This is a genomic window from Allobosea sp. LjRoot9 (genome assembly GCF_964252745.1).
Lineage (GTDB): Bacteria > Pseudomonadota > Alphaproteobacteria > Rhizobiales > Beijerinckiaceae > Allobosea.
The window spans coordinates 1,651,826-1,667,431 of sequence record NZ_CAXUPC020000001.1 but is presented as its reverse complement, the minus strand read 5'-3'; the positions used below and the strand labels follow the sequence as shown (position 1 = coordinate 1,667,431).

14 protein-coding genes are annotated in these 15,606 nt (G+C 64.0%); 4 read left to right on the top strand and 10 right to left on the bottom strand.

Annotation, left to right across the window (positions count from 1 at the left end; genetic code table 11):
• Positions 1 to 7: 7 nt before the first annotated feature.
• From ACSQ3P_RS07625 to ACSQ3P_RS07605, 5 genes are all read right to left on the bottom strand, one after another.
• Positions 8 to 781 carry an ABC transporter permease gene (locus ACSQ3P_RS07625; protein WP_436164961.1) on the bottom strand — a complete coding sequence of 258 codons (774 nt, stop codon included), beginning with the start codon at positions 779 to 781 and terminating at the stop codon, positions 8 to 10.
• An 88-nt stretch (positions 782 to 869) separates the two neighbouring features.
• Positions 870 to 1,937, bottom strand: a complete 1,068-nt coding sequence (locus ACSQ3P_RS07620) for an ABC transporter ATP-binding protein (protein ID WP_436164960.1) — start codon at positions 1,935 to 1,937, stop codon at positions 870 to 872.
• A gap of 48 nt (positions 1,938 to 1,985) precedes the next feature.
• Positions 1,986 to 3,008, bottom strand: coding sequence for an ABC transporter substrate-binding protein (locus tag ACSQ3P_RS07615; RefSeq protein ID WP_436164959.1), 1,023 nt, complete (start codon positions 3,006 to 3,008; stop codon positions 1,986 to 1,988).
• A 334-nt stretch (positions 3,009 to 3,342) separates the two neighbouring features.
• The gene (locus ACSQ3P_RS07610) at positions 3,343 to 4,287 is read right to left on the bottom strand and encodes a LysR substrate-binding domain-containing protein (RefSeq protein ID WP_436165179.1); all 945 of its coding nucleotides are present in this window, start codon (positions 4,285 to 4,287) and stop codon (positions 3,343 to 3,345) included.
• 386 nt (positions 4,288 to 4,673) lie between these two features.
• The gene (locus ACSQ3P_RS07605; protein WP_436164958.1) at positions 4,674 to 6,542 is read right to left on the bottom strand and encodes an ABC transporter ATP-binding protein; all 1,869 of its coding nucleotides are present in this window, start codon (positions 6,540 to 6,542) and stop codon (positions 4,674 to 4,676) included.
• Positions 6,543 to 6,796: 254 nt separating this feature from the next.
• Here ACSQ3P_RS07605 and ACSQ3P_RS07600 point away from each other — a divergent pair, with 254 nt between their 5' ends.
• Together ACSQ3P_RS07600 and ACSQ3P_RS07595 are read left to right on the top strand one after the other, a co-directional pair.
• Positions 6,797 to 7,804 (top strand): ABC transporter permease, encoded by a 1,008-nt coding sequence (locus ACSQ3P_RS07600; RefSeq protein WP_436164957.1) that lies wholly within the window; start codon positions 6,797 to 6,799, stop codon positions 7,802 to 7,804.
• Entirely contained in the window at positions 7,797 to 8,726 is a 930-nt protein-coding gene (locus ACSQ3P_RS07595) for an ABC transporter permease (protein WP_436164956.1), read from the top strand. Before ACSQ3P_RS07600 ends, ACSQ3P_RS07595 begins: the two co-directional genes overlap by 8 nt.
• Positions 8,727 to 8,752: 26 nt before the next feature.
• On the opposite strand, the gene ACSQ3P_RS07590 is transcribed toward ACSQ3P_RS07595, so the two are convergent.
• Genes ACSQ3P_RS07590 through ACSQ3P_RS07580 form a run of 3 tightly spaced genes read right to left on the bottom strand, consistent with a single transcriptional unit; the run spans position 8,753 to position 11,685 of the window.
• Positions 8,753 to 10,021: an NAD(P)/FAD-dependent oxidoreductase gene (locus ACSQ3P_RS07590; RefSeq protein ID WP_436164955.1), complete on the bottom strand. Its 1,269-nt coding sequence runs from the start codon at positions 10,019 to 10,021 to the stop codon at positions 8,753 to 8,755.
• Positions 10,018 to 10,764: an N-formylglutamate amidohydrolase gene (locus tag ACSQ3P_RS07585; protein WP_436164954.1), complete on the bottom strand. Its 747-nt coding sequence runs from the start codon at positions 10,762 to 10,764 to the stop codon at positions 10,018 to 10,020. Before ACSQ3P_RS07585 ends, ACSQ3P_RS07590 begins: the two co-directional genes overlap by 4 nt.
• A 57-nt stretch (positions 10,765 to 10,821) precedes the next feature.
• On the bottom strand, positions 10,822 to 11,685 hold the full coding sequence (locus ACSQ3P_RS07580) for a MurR/RpiR family transcriptional regulator (protein ID WP_436164953.1): 864 nt from the start codon (positions 11,683 to 11,685) through the stop codon (positions 10,822 to 10,824).
• 131 nt (positions 11,686 to 11,816) lie between these two features.
• Between ACSQ3P_RS07580 and ACSQ3P_RS07575 the strand changes: the two genes are divergently transcribed.
• Both ACSQ3P_RS07575 and ACSQ3P_RS07570 read left to right on the top strand, forming a co-directional pair.
• Positions 11,817 to 13,532: a peptide ABC transporter substrate-binding protein gene (locus tag ACSQ3P_RS07575; protein WP_436164952.1), complete on the top strand. Its 1,716-nt coding sequence runs from the start codon at positions 11,817 to 11,819 to the stop codon at positions 13,530 to 13,532.
• 398 nt (positions 13,533 to 13,930) lie between these two features.
• Complete coding sequence (locus tag ACSQ3P_RS07570) at positions 13,931 to 14,146, top strand: DUF1059 domain-containing protein (RefSeq protein ID WP_311915727.1); 216 nt, start codon at positions 13,931 to 13,933, stop codon at positions 14,144 to 14,146.
• 42 nt (positions 14,147 to 14,188) lie between these two features.
• On the opposite strand, the gene ACSQ3P_RS07565 is transcribed toward ACSQ3P_RS07570, so the two are convergent.
• Positions 14,189 to 14,572 (bottom strand): RidA family protein, encoded by a 384-nt coding sequence (locus ACSQ3P_RS07565; protein WP_436164951.1) that lies wholly within the window; start codon positions 14,570 to 14,572, stop codon positions 14,189 to 14,191.
• Between the two features lie 108 nt (positions 14,573 to 14,680).
• On the bottom strand, positions 14,681 to 15,568 hold the full coding sequence (yghX, locus tag ACSQ3P_RS07560) for a YghX family hydrolase (RefSeq protein WP_436164950.1): 888 nt from the start codon (positions 15,566 to 15,568) through the stop codon (positions 14,681 to 14,683).
• Positions 15,569 to 15,606: the final 38 nt, after the last annotated feature.

Sequence of the window (15,606 nt, the reverse complement as noted above, 5' to 3'; positions counted from 1 at the left end):
CCGCCGCTCATGCGAACACCTGCTTGAAACGCCGCTCCACGAGCCGGTTGCATCCAACGATGATGAGGATGTTGGCGAGCAGGAGCAGGACTGCGATGGCTGCCCCGAGCGGCCAGTTCAGGGAATTGAAGAACTCGTCATAGAGCGTTGTCGCGACGACCTTGACCCTCCGGCCGCCGATGATCGCCGGCGTCGCATACGCAGATGCGGACAGGGCGAACACGATGATCGCGCCCGACAGGATGCCGGGCATGAGTTGTGGCAGGATGATGCGGCGGAAGCTCGTCAGCGGCCCGGCGCCCAGAGATCTCGCGGCATGTTCGACCTGATTGTCGAGCCGTTGCAGCGCGCTCCAGACGGCGATGATCATGAAGGGTAGGAAGACGTGCGTCAGCACGATGATCACGCCCGTCATGGAGAAGAGAAGCCGAACCGGCTGATCCACAAGCCCAAGCCGGAGCAGGGTGGAATTGACTAGGCCCTGGCTGCCGAGCAGGACCGACCAGCCCAGCGTGCGGACGACAACCGAGATCAGCAGCGGGCCGAGAATGACGACGAAGAAGGTGCCGCGCCAAACGGGCTTCATCTTCGCGAGGATCAGCGTTTCCGGCACGCCCAGAATGATGCAGAGGACGGTGACGCCAAGGGCCATACCACCGGTGCGAAGGAAGATTTCCTGATAGTAGCCGTCGAAGAGGATCTCGATGTAGTTGCCAAAACTATAGGTAGGCTGGATCCCGCGCATGCCGTCGAATGCGTTGAACGACAGGATCGCCGTCAAGACCAACGGCACGGCGAGCAGACCCAGGAACAACGCAAGGGCCGGCATCGACAGGAACCACGGAGCCCCGCTCCCTTGGGGTGTTCCGTCAGCCATGGGTCACCTCCGGAGCAACCACCCGCAGATCCTCGGCGCGCCAGCTGACGCCAACCGCATCGCCCTCCTGGGGTTGCGCCGTTCCGAGGTTCTGGGTGGTGACGCGCAGTGTCCCGACATCGGTTTCGACCTCGTAGATCCACAGGCCGCCGAGGAAGAGCCGCGTCCTCACCCGCCCGGCCACCGTCGCCTCCTCGTCCGGACCGATCCGGAGGCGCTCCGGGCGAACGAACACCTTGATGTCGGAACCGACACGGCCTTCGTCGGTCTCCGCAGAAAATGACGAGGAGCCCACGCGGATGACGGCCGCACCGTCGCGCCAGGATGCAATGTGTCCGGTCAGGACGTTGGTGTGCCCGAGGAACTTGGCCGCGAACTCCGTGGTCGGCTTGTCATAAAGCTCTTGTGGACTGCCGAGTTGCGCGATCCCGCCATTCGTCATGACGGCGATCCTGTCGCTCATCGTCATCGCCTCGACCTGATCGTGCGTCACCAGGATCGCGGTGATGCCAAGACGCCGCTGCAGCGCCCGGAGCTCAACATGCATCTCCCCGCGGAGCTTGGCGTCGAGATTCGACATGGGCTCGTCCAGCAGGAGGACACGGGGACGGATCGCAAGCGCCCGCGCGATGGCGACCCGTTGGCGCTGACCGCCCGAAAGCTGCGTCGGGTAGCGGCCCTCCAGACCGGAGAGGCGCACCATGGCGAGCGCTTCTTCGATCCGCCTGCGCAGCTCGGTCCCCTTCACGCGCCGCATCTCAAGACCGAAGCCGATATTCTGTGCCACGCTCATGTGCGGGAACAGCGCATAGCTTTGGAAGACGACGCCCATGTCGCGCTTTTCCGGCGCGACGTTGGTCAGATCCTGCCCATCGACCACGACGCTGCCGGTGGTCGGCGGCACGAACCCCGCGACCATCTGCAGCGTCGTCGTCTTGCCGCATCCGGAAGGGCCGAGGAGCGACAGGAATTCTCCCTCCTCGACCTCCAAATCTACGCCGCGAACCGCCTGGACAGGGCCATAGGTCTTCGACAGGTCTCGTAGAGACAAGCTGCTCATATGATGGCTTTCGCTTGGACGGCTGGCGTGATCAGCGGAGAGCCGCGCTCACCTTTCGATCGTGCGATTCCAGCGGTTCGTCCACTCGGCACGCTTCTTGTTGATCTCGGGCCAATTCATGGGGATCATGTTGTCGACGTTTTTCCGGTAGGGCAGCCCCGCCGCGAGCTTGTCATCCAGAGCGGTCAGGCGATTCGTCGGCCCCAGCCCCTCTAAGGCCAGCTTTGCCTGAACTTCCGGCGTGACCAGATATTGCAGGAAGGCCTGGGATGCCTCGGGCGCGCTGTTCTGAACGACGGGGCAGGCGCCCAGAACGAGAACCGGCGCACCCTCCTGCGGGTAGACGAATTCAAGAGGGAAGCCGGTGCTCTTCATCGCAATCGCACGGCTGCTGCCCCAGACAGCGACGTCGACATCGTTGTTCTGGAACATCTCGGCGAGCTTTGCGGGTGACGACGACCAGCTCAGGACGTTCGGCACGAGATCCTTGCGAATGGCTTCGAAGCCAGGATCGATGTTCTTCTCATCGCCGCCGTTGATCCGGGCGAACATCACGAGCGTATGGACGCCATAGGTTCCCGACAGCGAAGACGCGGTAAAACGCTGGGAATACTTCTTGTCGGTGAGATCCTTCCAGGACGTCGGAGGAGCCCAGCCCTTCTTCTCGAAACTTGCTTTGTTGTAAGCGATACCGGTCCCCACAAGGCCAATGCCGATTCCGTTCCGGCCGAAATGAGCAAAGGTGTAGACGTCCTTGTAGATCGGCGCGTCAGCCAGCTTATCGCAGTATCCAAACTGGATTGCCTGATAGAGCGGACCGTCATCGACGATGGCGACGTTAATCTCCTGCTTGCCGCTCTGCGCTTGCAGCTTCGCAACGATCTCGCTGGAGATGCCAGGAACATAGGTGATTTTCACGTTATGCTTGGCTTCGAACTCAGGAATGATCTGTGATTGAATCAGTTTCTGAGTGCTGCCGCCGGGGCCCGCAACGTACATCGTCTGCTGAGCATATGCAGATGAGCTAATAGCTGTCGTTCCAACGAGCAATAGGGTTCGCAGATACTTCATTTTCCCCTCCGAATTTTCTTCGGTAGATCTGAAAGGAGGGGCGCATCTCTCTCGCCCCAAGCTCCTGCAGACATCCAAGACTATTTACCGGCTCTCATCAGAGCAAATAGAAATGAACCGAGGGCCTATGCACTGATGATATAGGGCCAGCGCATTCAATGAGCCGTTTTGGGCATCACGGGCTGGTGCGCGAGGCTCGGTCCTCGGCGAGGTCGGGATGTGTCGCGGCACGCGTATGTCGTCTAGCTGCCACGCGACCATCCCAAACGGGCCAGTTCAAACAAAGTCGGCCGGTTGCGGGTCGAATACCGGTGAGGCCAGGAAGCGCTGACGTTCAGTCCGACAAGGGTATCATGCTGGTCGCGAGCGATTGCGGAGGCGCCAAAAGCGCATCTTGCTCTTCGATCGTCACGAGCTTGAGGACCTCGACAAAGCTCGCGACCAGACGATCTTCCGGGCGGGCTTTGGAGTAGATCAACATTGCAGCGTGTTCGAGTGCCGGGCGGAAGGGACGCATCACCACGCCCATATGGCGGAAGTCCTGGGCCGCGATCGGGTTGACGATGGCGAGACCAAGCCCCTGCGCAACCAAGGAGCAGGTGATCGAACTGTAGGAGGTCTCGAGGGTGATCCGGCGGCTGACGGCGGCCTGCTCAAAAACCTCGTCGACAGCGGAGCGTCCGAAGTCGTTTCGGGCGAACGAAATAAAGGGCTCTCCCGCCAAGTCCGCCGGCTCAACGCACATCTTGGCTGCGAGACGGTGGTTCTTCGGCATCAGGCATACGCCGTCAATCCGGTACAGTTCTTCGCTTTCGAAGCCATAGCTTTCGATGAGATGCGAGACGATGCCGATATCGCAAAACTGTTCGTCGACCCATTGCGAGACTGCGGTGGAATGCCCGGCATGGATGGAGATACTTGCTTCGGGGTAGATCTCAGCGAAGCGCTTGATCGTCTTGGGAATCAAGCCGAGGGCCAATGTCTGGATCGCCGCGATTCTCAGGATGCCGCCGCTGAACCTGCGGATGCGATTAGCGGCTTCATCGAGGCGTTGCAGTCCGACGAAGCTGCGCTGCACCTCTTTGAAGAATGAGACCCCGTCACTTGTCGGAACGACCTTCCCCGGCAATCGATCAAACAGACGCAGCCCAGTGGCCTTTTCCAACTGCGCGATCGATCGGCTGACATTGGGCTGAGACGTGTGGAGGATGCGGGCCGCAGCCGTGGTGGAGCCTGAGACCATGACGGCTCGGAATGCCTCCACATGAGATAACCGCATTGTCGCTGTCGCGCCCTTCAGGCCTTGAGATGTCAACGCGAGAGCCTAGAGCATTTCCGCGTTTCTTCGAATCGCGGAAATGCTCTAGCTCCTTATTTTATCGCATTGTCTTCACGCGAACCGGGGTCCACTTCGCTCGAAAATGCTTTAGCGGCAGTTTGGCACGGTATCAAAAGAGATCGGCATGGCTGGGACCACCCAGAATGCGCCCCTGGAAAAGTACGCCTGACCTCAAATCGGACCTGCTCGACATAAAGCCAAGAAGACCGTGCGGTTCATGGCGCTGTCGTAACCGAGGGGGGCGGTAGTCGAGGGTTGCCCCCACGATATGTCCCCCCTTCGGTCCCGCTGCCCGTCCAGCTGACGCAAGGCGTCCTTCGGAGCGCCTATTCAGCTGGGCAGAGCACCAGATGACCGGGCGCGACTTCGCTGTATTGCGACGGCGCGGCCACGTGACCGGCGGGATGGATGGGCGAGCTTAGGACCGGGTGGCCGGTCAGGCTGCGCGTCGTCCGTCGCGCCGGATCGGCGATCGGAACCGCCGACAGAAGAGCCCTTGTATAGGGGTGCTGCGGGGTCTCGAAGATTGCGGCACGCGGGCCGATTTCGACGATCCGGCCCAGATACATCACTGCGACACGATGGCTGATCCGCTCGACGACGGACATGTCGTGGCTGATGAACAGACAGGAAATTCCCAGATCCGCCTGCAGCTCCATCAGCAGGTTCAGCACCTGCGCCTGCACCGAGACATCCAGCGCCGATACGGCCTCATCGGCGATGATCAGCTTCGGGTTGAGGGCAAGCGCGCGGGCGATGGCGATGCGCTGACGCTGGCCGCCCGAAAGCTCGTGCGGGTAAAGCTCGATGAAGGCGGCGGGCAGGCGCACGCGGTCGAACAGCTCTGCCACGCGCCGGTGCAGGGCCTGTCCCGACAGCCGGTCGTAATTGAGCAGGGGCTCCGCCACCTGGTCGAACAGGCGCATTCGCGGGTCGAGGCTCGCATAGGGATCCTGGAAGATCATCTGCATCTTGCGGCGCAGTGCGTGCATTCCCTGCCTCGACTGGGCCAGAACGTCCTGCCCGTCCAGCACCACCTCGCCCGACAAGGGTTGGATGAGGCGCAGGATCGAGCGGCCGCAGGTCGACTTGCCGCAGCCCGACTCGCCGACGAGGCTGAGCGTCTGGCCACGGTCGATGGTGAAGCTCACATCCTCGACCGCGTGGACATTGGCGATGGTCCGGCGCAGCAGCCCCTTCTGGACAGGGAACCGGGTGCACAGGTGACGCACCTCGAGAAGCGGCGCAGCCTCCGTCCCGGCAGCTGTCGCGATGGAGGGGGCGGCCGCTGCGCGTGGGGCATCGCCGGTCGCGATGCCGCGCATCGGGGCTGGGCAGGTCGTGCCGCGCATCTCGCCCAGCCTGGGCACGGCGGCGAGCAGCGCGCGCGTATAAGGGTGTCGCTGGTCGGAGAAGATCGCCTCGACGGGACCATCCTCGACCTTGTCGCCGCGATACATCACCACGACCCGGTCGGCCATCTGCGCGACCACGGCCATGTCGTGGGTGATGAACAGCACAGCCGTTCCCGTCTCGCGCTTCAACCTGTCGATCAAAGCGAGTATCTCGGCCTGGATCGTCACGTCGAGCGCGGTCGTCGGCTCATCGCAGATCAGCAGGCGCGGCTCGCAGGCCATCGCCATGGCGATCACGACGCGCTGGCGCATGCCGCCCGACAATTCATGCGGATATTGCTTCAGGCGGCGCTCGGGCTCGCTGATCTGCATCTGCGTCAGCAGGTCGAGCGCGCGGGCGCGCGCCGCAGTCGCCGGGATGCGGCGATGCGTCAGGATCACCTCGACCAGCTGGCGCTCGATCGTGAAGACGGGATTCAGCGCCGTCATCGGCTCCTGGAAGATCATGCCGATCTGGTCGCCCCGGATCGCACGCATCCTTGCCTGATCGGTCCGGGCGAGGTCGATCACGCGCCCGTCGGCCTGCCGAAAGCGCAGCTCCCCTCCGGCGATCCGGCCGCCGCCGAATTCGACGAGCCGCATCAGCGACAGCGCCGAGACCGACTTGCCCGAACCGGATTCGCCGACCACGCAGACGCATTCCCCGGGTGCGATGTCGAAGCTGATGTCGCGCACGCCGATGACGGGGCCGGAATCGGTCTCGAACGCGACGCGCAGGCCCGCGATCGAAACGAGTGGCGTCAGGCCGGATGCTTGCGGAGCATGGGACGTATCGAACATCAAACCTCCCGGGCACGGGCCCGGCCATCTTATTGGCTTGAAGGCGCCGCCGCAGCCGGGGCAGAGCATCCGGCGCGGTGCGGGCCTGTCTCGAAAAAAGTACTATTTGTTACATATTGACTGCGGTATGGCGTGCTTGCAATATATTTTACATAATCCGGCGATCGCGACAGGTGCCTTCAGGATGGATCAGAACCTCACATGCGGCGCTGCCGGCGACTGCGCCCGCCGCATGCGCGGCTGAGGCCCTCCAGATGTTCCAATACACGCTGCGCCGGCTGCTGGTGGCGATCCCGACGCTCCTGCTGATCAGCCTGGTCATCTTCCTGCTTCTCGGCCTCGCGCCCGGCGATCCGATGGCGCAGCTGCCGCTGACGATTCCGCCCGAGGTGAAGGAGAAGATGCGCCAGTCGCTCGGCCTCGGCGATCCGCTGATGCTGCGCTACCTGCTGTGGCTCAAGCAGTTCTTCTGGATCGAGCCGCTGCATGTCCTCGACACGTTCTTCGGGCTGAACCTGGCAGGGGACAGCCAGCGCGTGATTTCGTGGCAGTCGCGCGCGCCCGTCGCCGATATCATCGCGCTGCGCCTGCCGCAGACGCTGTGGGTCGTGGGCCTGGCTTATCTGGTGGGGATCGCGATTGCGCTGCCGATCGGCATCCTCTCGGCCTATCGGCAACATAGCTGGTTCGACCAGCTCGGCACCTTCCTGTCGATGATCGGCTTCTCGGTGCCGACCTTCTTCACCGGGGTCGTGCTGATCGTGATCTTCTCGGTCGAGCTGCACTGGTTTCCCTCGCTCTACGATACGACGCTGAAGGTCACCGACTGGAACAGCTTCCTGGCGCAGCTGCGCCAGATGGTTCTGCCGGTGATGGTGCTGGCGCTCTACAATGCGAGCCAGATCAGCCGGTTCATGCGGGCCTCGATGCTCGACAATTTGCGGCAGGACTACGTCCGCACCGCTCGTGCCAACGGCCTGAGCGAAAGGGCCGTGGTGCTGGTCCATGTGCTCAGAAACTCGATGATCCCGGTCGTGACCGTCATCGCGATGGGCGTGCCGCAGATCTTCGGCGGTGCCATCATCACCGAGCAGGTCTTCAAGGTGAATGGCATCGGCGAGCTGCTGATCTCGTCGATCCAGGCGAATGACGTGCCGATGGTGCAGACCCTGACCTTCATCTTCGCGGTGCTGATCGTGCTGTTCAACCTGGTCGCCGATATCCTGTACGGCGTTCTGGATCCGAGGATCCGCTATGACTGAGCGAGGATCTGCTCTTACTGAGGTCGCCGCGACCGCTGCCCGCCGGCGCTCGAGCCAGGCGCGCGATGTCTGGCGCCGGTTCCGCAGCCATCGCGGCGCGGTGATTGGCGTGGTGATCCTGGGGGCGATCCTGCTGGCGGTCATCGCGGGGCCCTGGCTGTGGCAGCTCGACCCGACCGCGCTGGCGATGCGGCTGCGCAACAAGGGCCCGTCGCTGGAGCATCCGCTTGGCACCGATCAGCTTGGCCGCGACATGCTGGCGCGATTGATCGCGGGCGGGCGGGTCTCGCTGACGGTCGGGCTGACGGCGATGGGGCTGGCGCTGCTGCTGGGCACGCTGGTGGGGGTCTGTGCGGGGTTCCTGCGCGGGCTCGACGGGGTCCTGATGCGCTTGACCGATCTGTTTCTGGCGCTGCCGCTGCTGCCGCTGCTCCTCGTCATGTCGATGCTGTTCCGCGAGCCGCTCTCGCAATGGCTCGGCGCCGAGACGGGGATATTCCTGCTGATCGTCACCTCCATCGGCGGAACCAGCTGGATGCACACCGCGCGCCTCGTGCGGGGCGAGGTTTTGAGCCTGAAGGAACGCGAATTCATCCTTGCCGCCCGGTCGATCGGCACGCAGCGCGGCAAGATGATCCTGCGCCACATCCTGCCCAATGTGCTGTCGCCGATCCTGGTTTCCGCCACGCTCGGGATTGCGAGCGCGATCATGACAGAAAGCTCGCTGTCGTTCCTCGGGCTCGGCTTCCCACCGGATTTCCCGACCTGGGGGCGGTTGCTTTACGATGCGGTCGATCAGATCCAGCTCTATCCGATGCGAGCGATCCTGCCTGGCATCGCGATCTCGCTGACGGTGCTTTCGGTCAATTACATCGGCGACGGATTGCGCGACGCGATGGATCCACGGATCCGTGGGCGCTGAGCCGGCCCGCGTCGAGGGGAGGGCCTTCAGCCCTCCATCCGGTCACGCAACTGGTTGAACGGGCCACGGCACAGCTGCACCATCCGCCCCAGCAACTCGCGGGCGACGACCCGCGGCGGTTGCCGCTGGGGCCACCAGGCGAGCCCCGCCGCGGGGTCCTCAAGGGTGCGAGCGAAGGCGCAGGCCAGCGCGGCCGATGTCGGCACGCCCCGGCCGGACCAGCCCGAAAGCGCCCAGAGCCCGTCGTCGAGGCGCTGGATCGAGGGCGTCTGGTCGAGCGCCATGCTGACGGTGCCGGTCCACATAAAGTCCCAGTCCAGCCCCTCGAGCACGGGCCAGATGCGCGACAGGCGGCGGGTCATGAAGGCAGCAGTATAGTCGAAGCGACTGCCGCGACCGGGTTCCTGCAGGCCGCCGGTGATGATCCGCCCCGAAGTGTCGATGCGGAAGAACATCGGGTCGTGATGGGTATCGCCGAAATTCATGCCCGACGGCATGACGCCCGCGCGTTCCTCAGCCGTCAGCGGGCGGCTTGCGACGGCGTAGCTCGTCAGCGGGAAGAAGCCCTGCGTCACCGCGCCGGGGATTGCGGCCGTGGAATAGGCGTCGGTCGTCAGGCCGACGGTCTTGGCGCGGATTTCGCCATCAGGGGTGCGGATGCACCAGCGACCGTCGCGGCGCGAGAAACCCGTCATCGGGCTGTGGGTGAAGACCTCGACCCCGAGCGAAAGCGCAAGCCGCGCCAGTTCGCGCGCATAGCCGAGCGGATTGAGATGGCCTCCCTCGCGGTGGACCCACCCGCCCAGGAAGGCGCGCGTGCCGGTCAGCGCGGCGACCTCCTCGGCGTCGAGATAGCGCTCGGTCTTGCCGTAGCCTGCATATTTCGCCTGCGCCGCCCGGGTCGTCGCCAGCGTCCGCTCGTTATAGGCCGCGCTGAGCGTGCCCTTCTGGACAGCTTCGCAGCGCAGGCCGTGGCGCGCGACCCGCTCGAAGACGCGGGCCCCGGCCTCGGCGAGGAGTCCGACGCCCTTTTCGGGCAGCGTCGCGGGATCGAGATAGCCAAACACCGGAATGCACTGGCCGTGGTTGCGCCCGGACCCGCCGGCGCCGATGTCGCGCGCCTCGATCACCGCGACGCGGGCCCCGGCCTCGGCCAGTTCGATCGCGGTCAGCAGGCCGCCATAGCCGCCGCCGACCAGGAGCATATCGACATCGCGCGTGCCGGCGAGGCGCTCGGTCACTGGCGCGGCGACGGCGGTCAGCGCATAGGGGGGCTCGGCGGAAAACCGGGTCACGCGGCAACTCCGTCATCGATGGCGGCCGTCAACGCGCCGGCCAGACGGCTGGCCCAGCGCGCTCGGTCCGGCCCGGTCTCCAGAAGGTCGTTCGTCACCTCGAAACCGCAGGCCGGCAGGCCCGAGCCATAGCTGTGCCAGTCGACGGTGAAGACACCGTTCCGGCCGGAATAGGGCTGGTTGTCGCCCAGGACGAGGCCGTCTTCCTTGCCGAGATGGCCGAGCAGGTGGCGCGACAGGGTGTCGTCGTCATGCCAGATCGTGCCGCCATCCCAGGGGCGGTGCTGGCCGGCGAAAACGCGGGTGCAGCTGTGCAGCGCGAAGAGGAAGGGGCGCGGATGGCGCGCGGTCTGGCGCTCCCAGATCGCCCCCAGCAGGCTGTGATAGGGCCAGAAGACGGCCTCCTGCCGGGCCTCTCTTTCAGCCGGGGACAAGGCGGCATTCGCCGTGATCGGCGTGTCTTCGAGCGCCATGGCGATTGAGCGGGGATCATCGACCCAGCGGTTCACGTCGATCACGAGGCGGCTGACGTCGCAGAGCACGATCGGCACGTCGATCCGTGCAGCAAGCTCATGGGCGAGTTCCGCCACGCCCAGATCGCAGAAATAGTGGCTGTCGCGCCAGGCCGGGGCGAGACCGAGCTCGCCGAGCCCGGTTGGGACCGACCGGCCGGCATGATCGACCGCGATCACCCCGGGCAAGCGACCGTCCGGGTTCAGCACGATCGGCGGATTGGCATTCATGGCAGGTCGGCAATCATGGCAGGTCAGCAATCATGGCAGGTCAGCATTCACGGGAGGTCAGCTCTCCTTGGACGGCTGGGTCGCCCCGAGGGTGCGCAGTTCCTCGATCCGGGCGAGCCGGTCGCGGCTCCCATCGCGGCAGCGCAGGCTGATGGCGGCGACGATCGCCTCGATCTGGGCGGTGGCGACGACGCGCGAGCCGAAGGGCGAGGTCGAGGCGTCGGGCGAAGTCAGCACCGCATCGGCATGTTCGGCGATGGGTGAACGCCAGGTGTCGGTGAACAGGCAAAGGCGCGCGCCGCTTTGCCGTACGCCGCGCGCGAAGGTCAGAAGCTCGCTCTGGTAGCGGCGGTAGTCGAAGATCACGAAGACGTCCTGCGGCCCGGCATCGACAAGCGGGTCATAGGCGAAGCCCAGCGTCAGGGGGGTGAAGACGACGCCGGGCCGCAGCTGGCTAAGCTGCGTCGCCAGCCGCTGCGCAAGGTTCTGGCTGTAACGCCCGCCCAGCAGTTTGATCGTCGCCCGGGGGGACACCAGCAGGTCGACGATCGCATCGAATTCCGCCGGCATCGCTTGGGCGGCTGCGACCTGCAGCGCCTCGGCCTGCATCAGCAGGGTGCGCTGATAGATATGGTGGGGTGCCTCAGCCGGTGCTTCCGAGCGGATGTTGTTCAGCGGCGAGCCGAGCTGGCGCTCGACATCGGCGATCGCCGCGGCCTGGAAATCGGCGAAGCGCGAGAAGCCGATCTTGGTGAGGAAGCGCAGTACCGTCGGCGCACTGACCGAGGCCTGCTTCGCCAGCACCTCGACCGTCGCCAGCGCGCGCGTCGGGTAGCCTTCGAGCAGAACCGAGGCGACCTTCCGCTCGGCCGTCGACCGGGCTTCGCTGCGAATCCTGTCGAAAAGGGGCGGTGCGGCCATTCCTGTATTCTTTATTACATATTGACTCAAATCAAGCGTCTTGCACAGTATGTTACAACAATCAATGCGCGTCGGAATGTCCCCCGCGGGAGCCCGCAGGCGAACGGGGGCCAGCCACAGGAGAGAACGGAATGAGCATGGCCAAGTTCTCGACCACGACTAAGTTCTTGACCACGGCCGCGCTTGCGCTGCTGCCGTTCGCCGCGCAGGCGGAGCGGGGCTCGGACGGGGATCTGAAGATCTTCTACTGGCAAGCCGCGTCCACGCTGAACCCCTATCTGTCGGGGATCGGCAAGGAGGTCGATGCCGCGGCCCTGGTGGTCGAGCCTCTCGCGCGGTTCGATCCGCAGGGCACGCTGGTGCCGCTGCTGGCCGCCGAGATCCCGACGAAGGAGAATGGCGGCATCCTGGCCGACATGACGATGATCACCTGGAAGCTGCGCCCCGGCGTCAAATGGTCGGATGGTAGCGCCTTCACAGCGAAGGACGTGGTCTTCACCTGGACATACTGCACCGCCACGGGGGCAGGCTGCGCGGCCTCGAACGCCTTCGACGGCATCAAGGACGTGATCGCCAAGGACGATCTGACCATCGAGATCCGGTTCGCGCAGCCGACGCCCTATCCCTATGTGCCCTTCGTCAGCTCGACCACGCCGATCCTGCAGGAAGCGCAGTTCAAGGAGTGCATGGGCGCCAAGATCGCGTCCTGCACCGCGCAGAATTTCGCGCCGATCGGCACCGGCCCCTACAAGGTCAAGGATTTCAAGCCGAACGACGTCGTCGTCTACGCGATGAACCCGATCTACCGCGAAGCCGACAAGCCGCATTTCTCAGGCGTGACGATCAAGGGTGGGGGCGACGCGATGTCCGCTGCACGGGCCGTCTTCGAGACGGGCGAAACGGATTACGCCTGGAACCTGCAACTGGCGCCCGACGTCCTGGCGAAGCTGACCTCGGCGGGCAAGGCGCGTCCGGTGACGGCCTTCGGCTCGATGGTCGAATACCTGTTCCTGAATCTGACCGATCCCGGATCGGATCTGGGTGACAAGCGCTCGACCGTGGCAGGCGGCCCGAACAAGATTCTGAGCGACATCCGCGTGCGCAAGGCGCTGTCCCTTGCCACCGACCGGGCCGAGATCGCGGAGGTTCTCTATGGCGATCAGGGCAAACCGAGCTGCAATGTCGTGCCGGCGCCCGCGCAATACGTCTCGACGGCCAATGACGGCTGCCTGGCGCCCAATGTCGCGGCGGCCAAGGCCTTGCTGGACGAGGCGGGATGGAAGCCCGGCTCTGACGGCATCCGCGAGAAGGGCGGACAGAAGCTGAAACTGTCCTTCCTGACCTCGACCAGCGGAGTGCGGCAGGACACCCAGGCCATGCTGAAGGAATACTGGAAGGTTCTCGGCGTCAGCGTCGATCTTCGCAATGTCAGCGGCTCGGTCTTTTTCGGCGGCGATGCCGGCAACCCGGACACGCGGCAGAAGTTCTACGCTGATGTCGAGATGTACACTGACAACTCGAAGGGCCTCGACCAGGAATCCTACCTGAACAAATGGGTCTGCGCGGCGATCCCATCTCCGGTCACGCAATGGCAGGGCAGCAACATGCCGCGCTACTGCTCGCAGGATTACGATGCTGTGTCGCAGGCGTTGCGGAAAACGGATGGGATCACTGCCCGAGCCGAGCTCGCGCGCAAGATGAACGACATGCTGGTGCAGTCCTACACGGTGATCCCGCTCGTGCATCGCGGCAATATCTCGGGCGCGGCCAAGTCGCTCAACGGGGTTTCGATGAACCCCTGGGACAGCGAGCTGTGGGACGTGGCCGGCTGGTCGCGAGCCAGGTGAGGGGGCTGTCACTCGCCGTCCTTGGGTTTTCCGGGGGATGTCCGATCGGATGTCCGGGTATCGCAAGACGAACTCCGCAACGGCCAGAGCGTTTTCGAGCGAAGTGGGCAGCGGTTCGCGTGAAGAAAACGCATTAAAACAAAGAGCTGGAGCTGTTTAGCGATCCGATTTGATCGGAAGCGGCTCTAGCGCCGCGTCTTTATGGCGCAAGAACGCCTAGGCTGTGCCCGAAATGACGGCTTCGACAACTGGCAGTTGTTCCTGATCCGCAGCGAATTGAGCAGCGTCGGTTGCTGCTCGCTTTTGCCAGTTCCTCTGCGTAAGCGTATCGTGAATCAAGCAGCTTCCATTCGACGTGATGGAAGGCTGCTTGATATCTTCCAATTGGGGAGGATGCCATGGGACGCAAGTTCATCGACTGCCGTGAATTCCCGAGCGAGATGAAGTGCTCGGTCGCGATTACCGCCGATACCGAGGGCGAACTCCTGGAGGTGGCTGTGCAGCACGCCGTCGCGGTGCACGGGCATCAGGATACGCCTGAACTGCGGGACCAGATCAAAGGCGCCATCAAGGACGGCACGCCGTCTGAACAGGCGCCAGGTCGCGCCGCCTGATCAGTAAGCACCATCGCCCTGATCTCATCCTGCCTGCTGCTGCTAGGTGGTCGGGAGCAGGGCGGCTGTGATGATGATCTCGATCAGGTCGCCTTCGGGCATCACCGATTGCACGAAGGAGCGCACGGGCCCGTAACCGGCCGGCATCCAGCTCGACCAGGCTTCGTCGAAAGCCGGCTTGTTGTCGTGATCGGTCACCACGATCTCCGCCTTGACGATGCGCGTGCGGTCGAGGCCCGCATCCCTGAGATAGATCTCGATGACGCCCAGCGCGCCCAGCGTTTGCGCCCGGATATCCTGCGTGCGGTCAGGCGAGGTCGCGACCGCCCAGAGGAAGCCGCCTCCGCCCGGCAGGCGGTAGACCGCCACGGCCGACTTGCTGGGAAGCGTCTTGTTGGGGATGCGGGTGATGTCCGGCGTGGTCATGTTTCGCTCTTGGGCAGTCAATCTTGGGGCCGTCGATCATGGGCGTATCTGCATATCGGCGCAGGGGTGCAGGACGCTAGCAATTGCGAGATGGAGCCGGCCTCCCGCTCAGGTAAGGTAGCGCTTGAACCAGCCTATCGTCCGGTCCCAGGCCAACTTGGCGTTCGCCTCGTCATAGCGCGGGGTCGAGTCGTTGTGGAAGCCATGATTGGCGCCAGGATAGATATACGCTTCATAGGTCTTGCCGCCCGCCTTCAGTGCCGTTTCATAGGCTGGCCAGCCCGCATTGATGCCGGTGTCGAGCTCACCATAATGGATCAGGAGAGGTGCCTTGATGCGTGCCACATCCTCGGCGCGGGGCTGGCGACCATAGAACGGTACGGCGGCACCAAGCTCCGGATAAGCGACGGCGGCCGCATTGGCCACGCCACCACCATAGCAGAAGCCCGTGATGCCGACCTTACCGGTGGTTTGATCGCTCTTCATAAGGAATTCGATGGCTGCGAAGAAGTCGTTCATCAGCTTCTCGGGATTGACCTGCTGCTGCAGCTGGCGGCCCTTGTCGTCATTGCCGGGATAGCCGCCGACGGAGCTCAGCCCGTCCGGCGCAAGGGCAATGAAGCCGGCCTTTGCCACCCGGCGGGCGACATCCTCGATATAAGGGTTCAAGCCACGGTTCTCGTGTACGACCACCACTGCGGGGACGCGGCTGGTGGCTTTCGTCGGGGCCACCCAGTACCCTCGCACATCGCCATGGCCCTTCGGAGAGGGGTAGGTGATATAGCTAGCGACGATATCGGGATCGGTGAACGAGATTTGTTGCGCAAGCGCGTAGTCGGGGCTCATCGAGGCCAGAATTGAGGCGGCCGTCATGCTGCCCACGGCGAATTTGCCGGCGCGATCTAAGAATTCGCGCTTGGTAATTTTTCCGTGAGCATAAAAATCGTAGAGCTCAAGCAGCTCTTGCGGAAAATCCTTGGCGGTCAGGCGCTGCACGGCACTTCCCCCTTTTTTGCCTATGGCATCAAGAGATC

Coding starts and splice junctions, on each gene's coding strand:
- ACSQ3P_RS07620 (WP_436164960.1), bottom strand. CDS start 1,937: ATGAGCAGCTTGTCTCTACGAGACCTGTCGAAGACCTATGGCCCTGTC.
- ACSQ3P_RS07615 (WP_436164959.1), bottom strand. CDS start 3,008: ATGAAGTATCTGCGAACCCTATTGCTCGTTGGAACGACAGCTATTAGC.
- ACSQ3P_RS07610 (WP_436165179.1), bottom strand. CDS start 4,287: ATGCGGTTATCTCATGTGGAGGCATTCCGAGCCGTCATGGTCTCAGGC.
- ACSQ3P_RS07605 (WP_436164958.1), bottom strand. CDS start 6,542: ATGTTCGATACGTCCCATGCTCCGCAAGCATCCGGCCTGACGCCACTC.
- ACSQ3P_RS07600 (WP_436164957.1), top strand. CDS start 6,797: ATGTTCCAATACACGCTGCGCCGGCTGCTGGTGGCGATCCCGACGCTC.
- ACSQ3P_RS07595 (WP_436164956.1), top strand. CDS start 7,797: ATGACTGAGCGAGGATCTGCTCTTACTGAGGTCGCCGCGACCGCTGCC.
- ACSQ3P_RS07585 (WP_436164954.1), bottom strand. CDS start 10,764: ATGAATGCCAATCCGCCGATCGTGCTGAACCCGGACGGTCGCTTGCCC.
- ACSQ3P_RS07580 (WP_436164953.1), bottom strand. CDS start 11,685: ATGGCCGCACCGCCCCTTTTCGACAGGATTCGCAGCGAAGCCCGGTCG.
- ACSQ3P_RS07575 (WP_436164952.1), top strand. CDS start 11,817: ATGAGCATGGCCAAGTTCTCGACCACGACTAAGTTCTTGACCACGGCC.
- ACSQ3P_RS07570 (WP_311915727.1), top strand. CDS start 13,931: ATGGGACGCAAGTTCATCGACTGCCGTGAATTCCCGAGCGAGATGAAG.
- ACSQ3P_RS07565 (WP_436164951.1), bottom strand. CDS start 14,572: ATGACCACGCCGGACATCACCCGCATCCCCAACAAGACGCTTCCCAGC.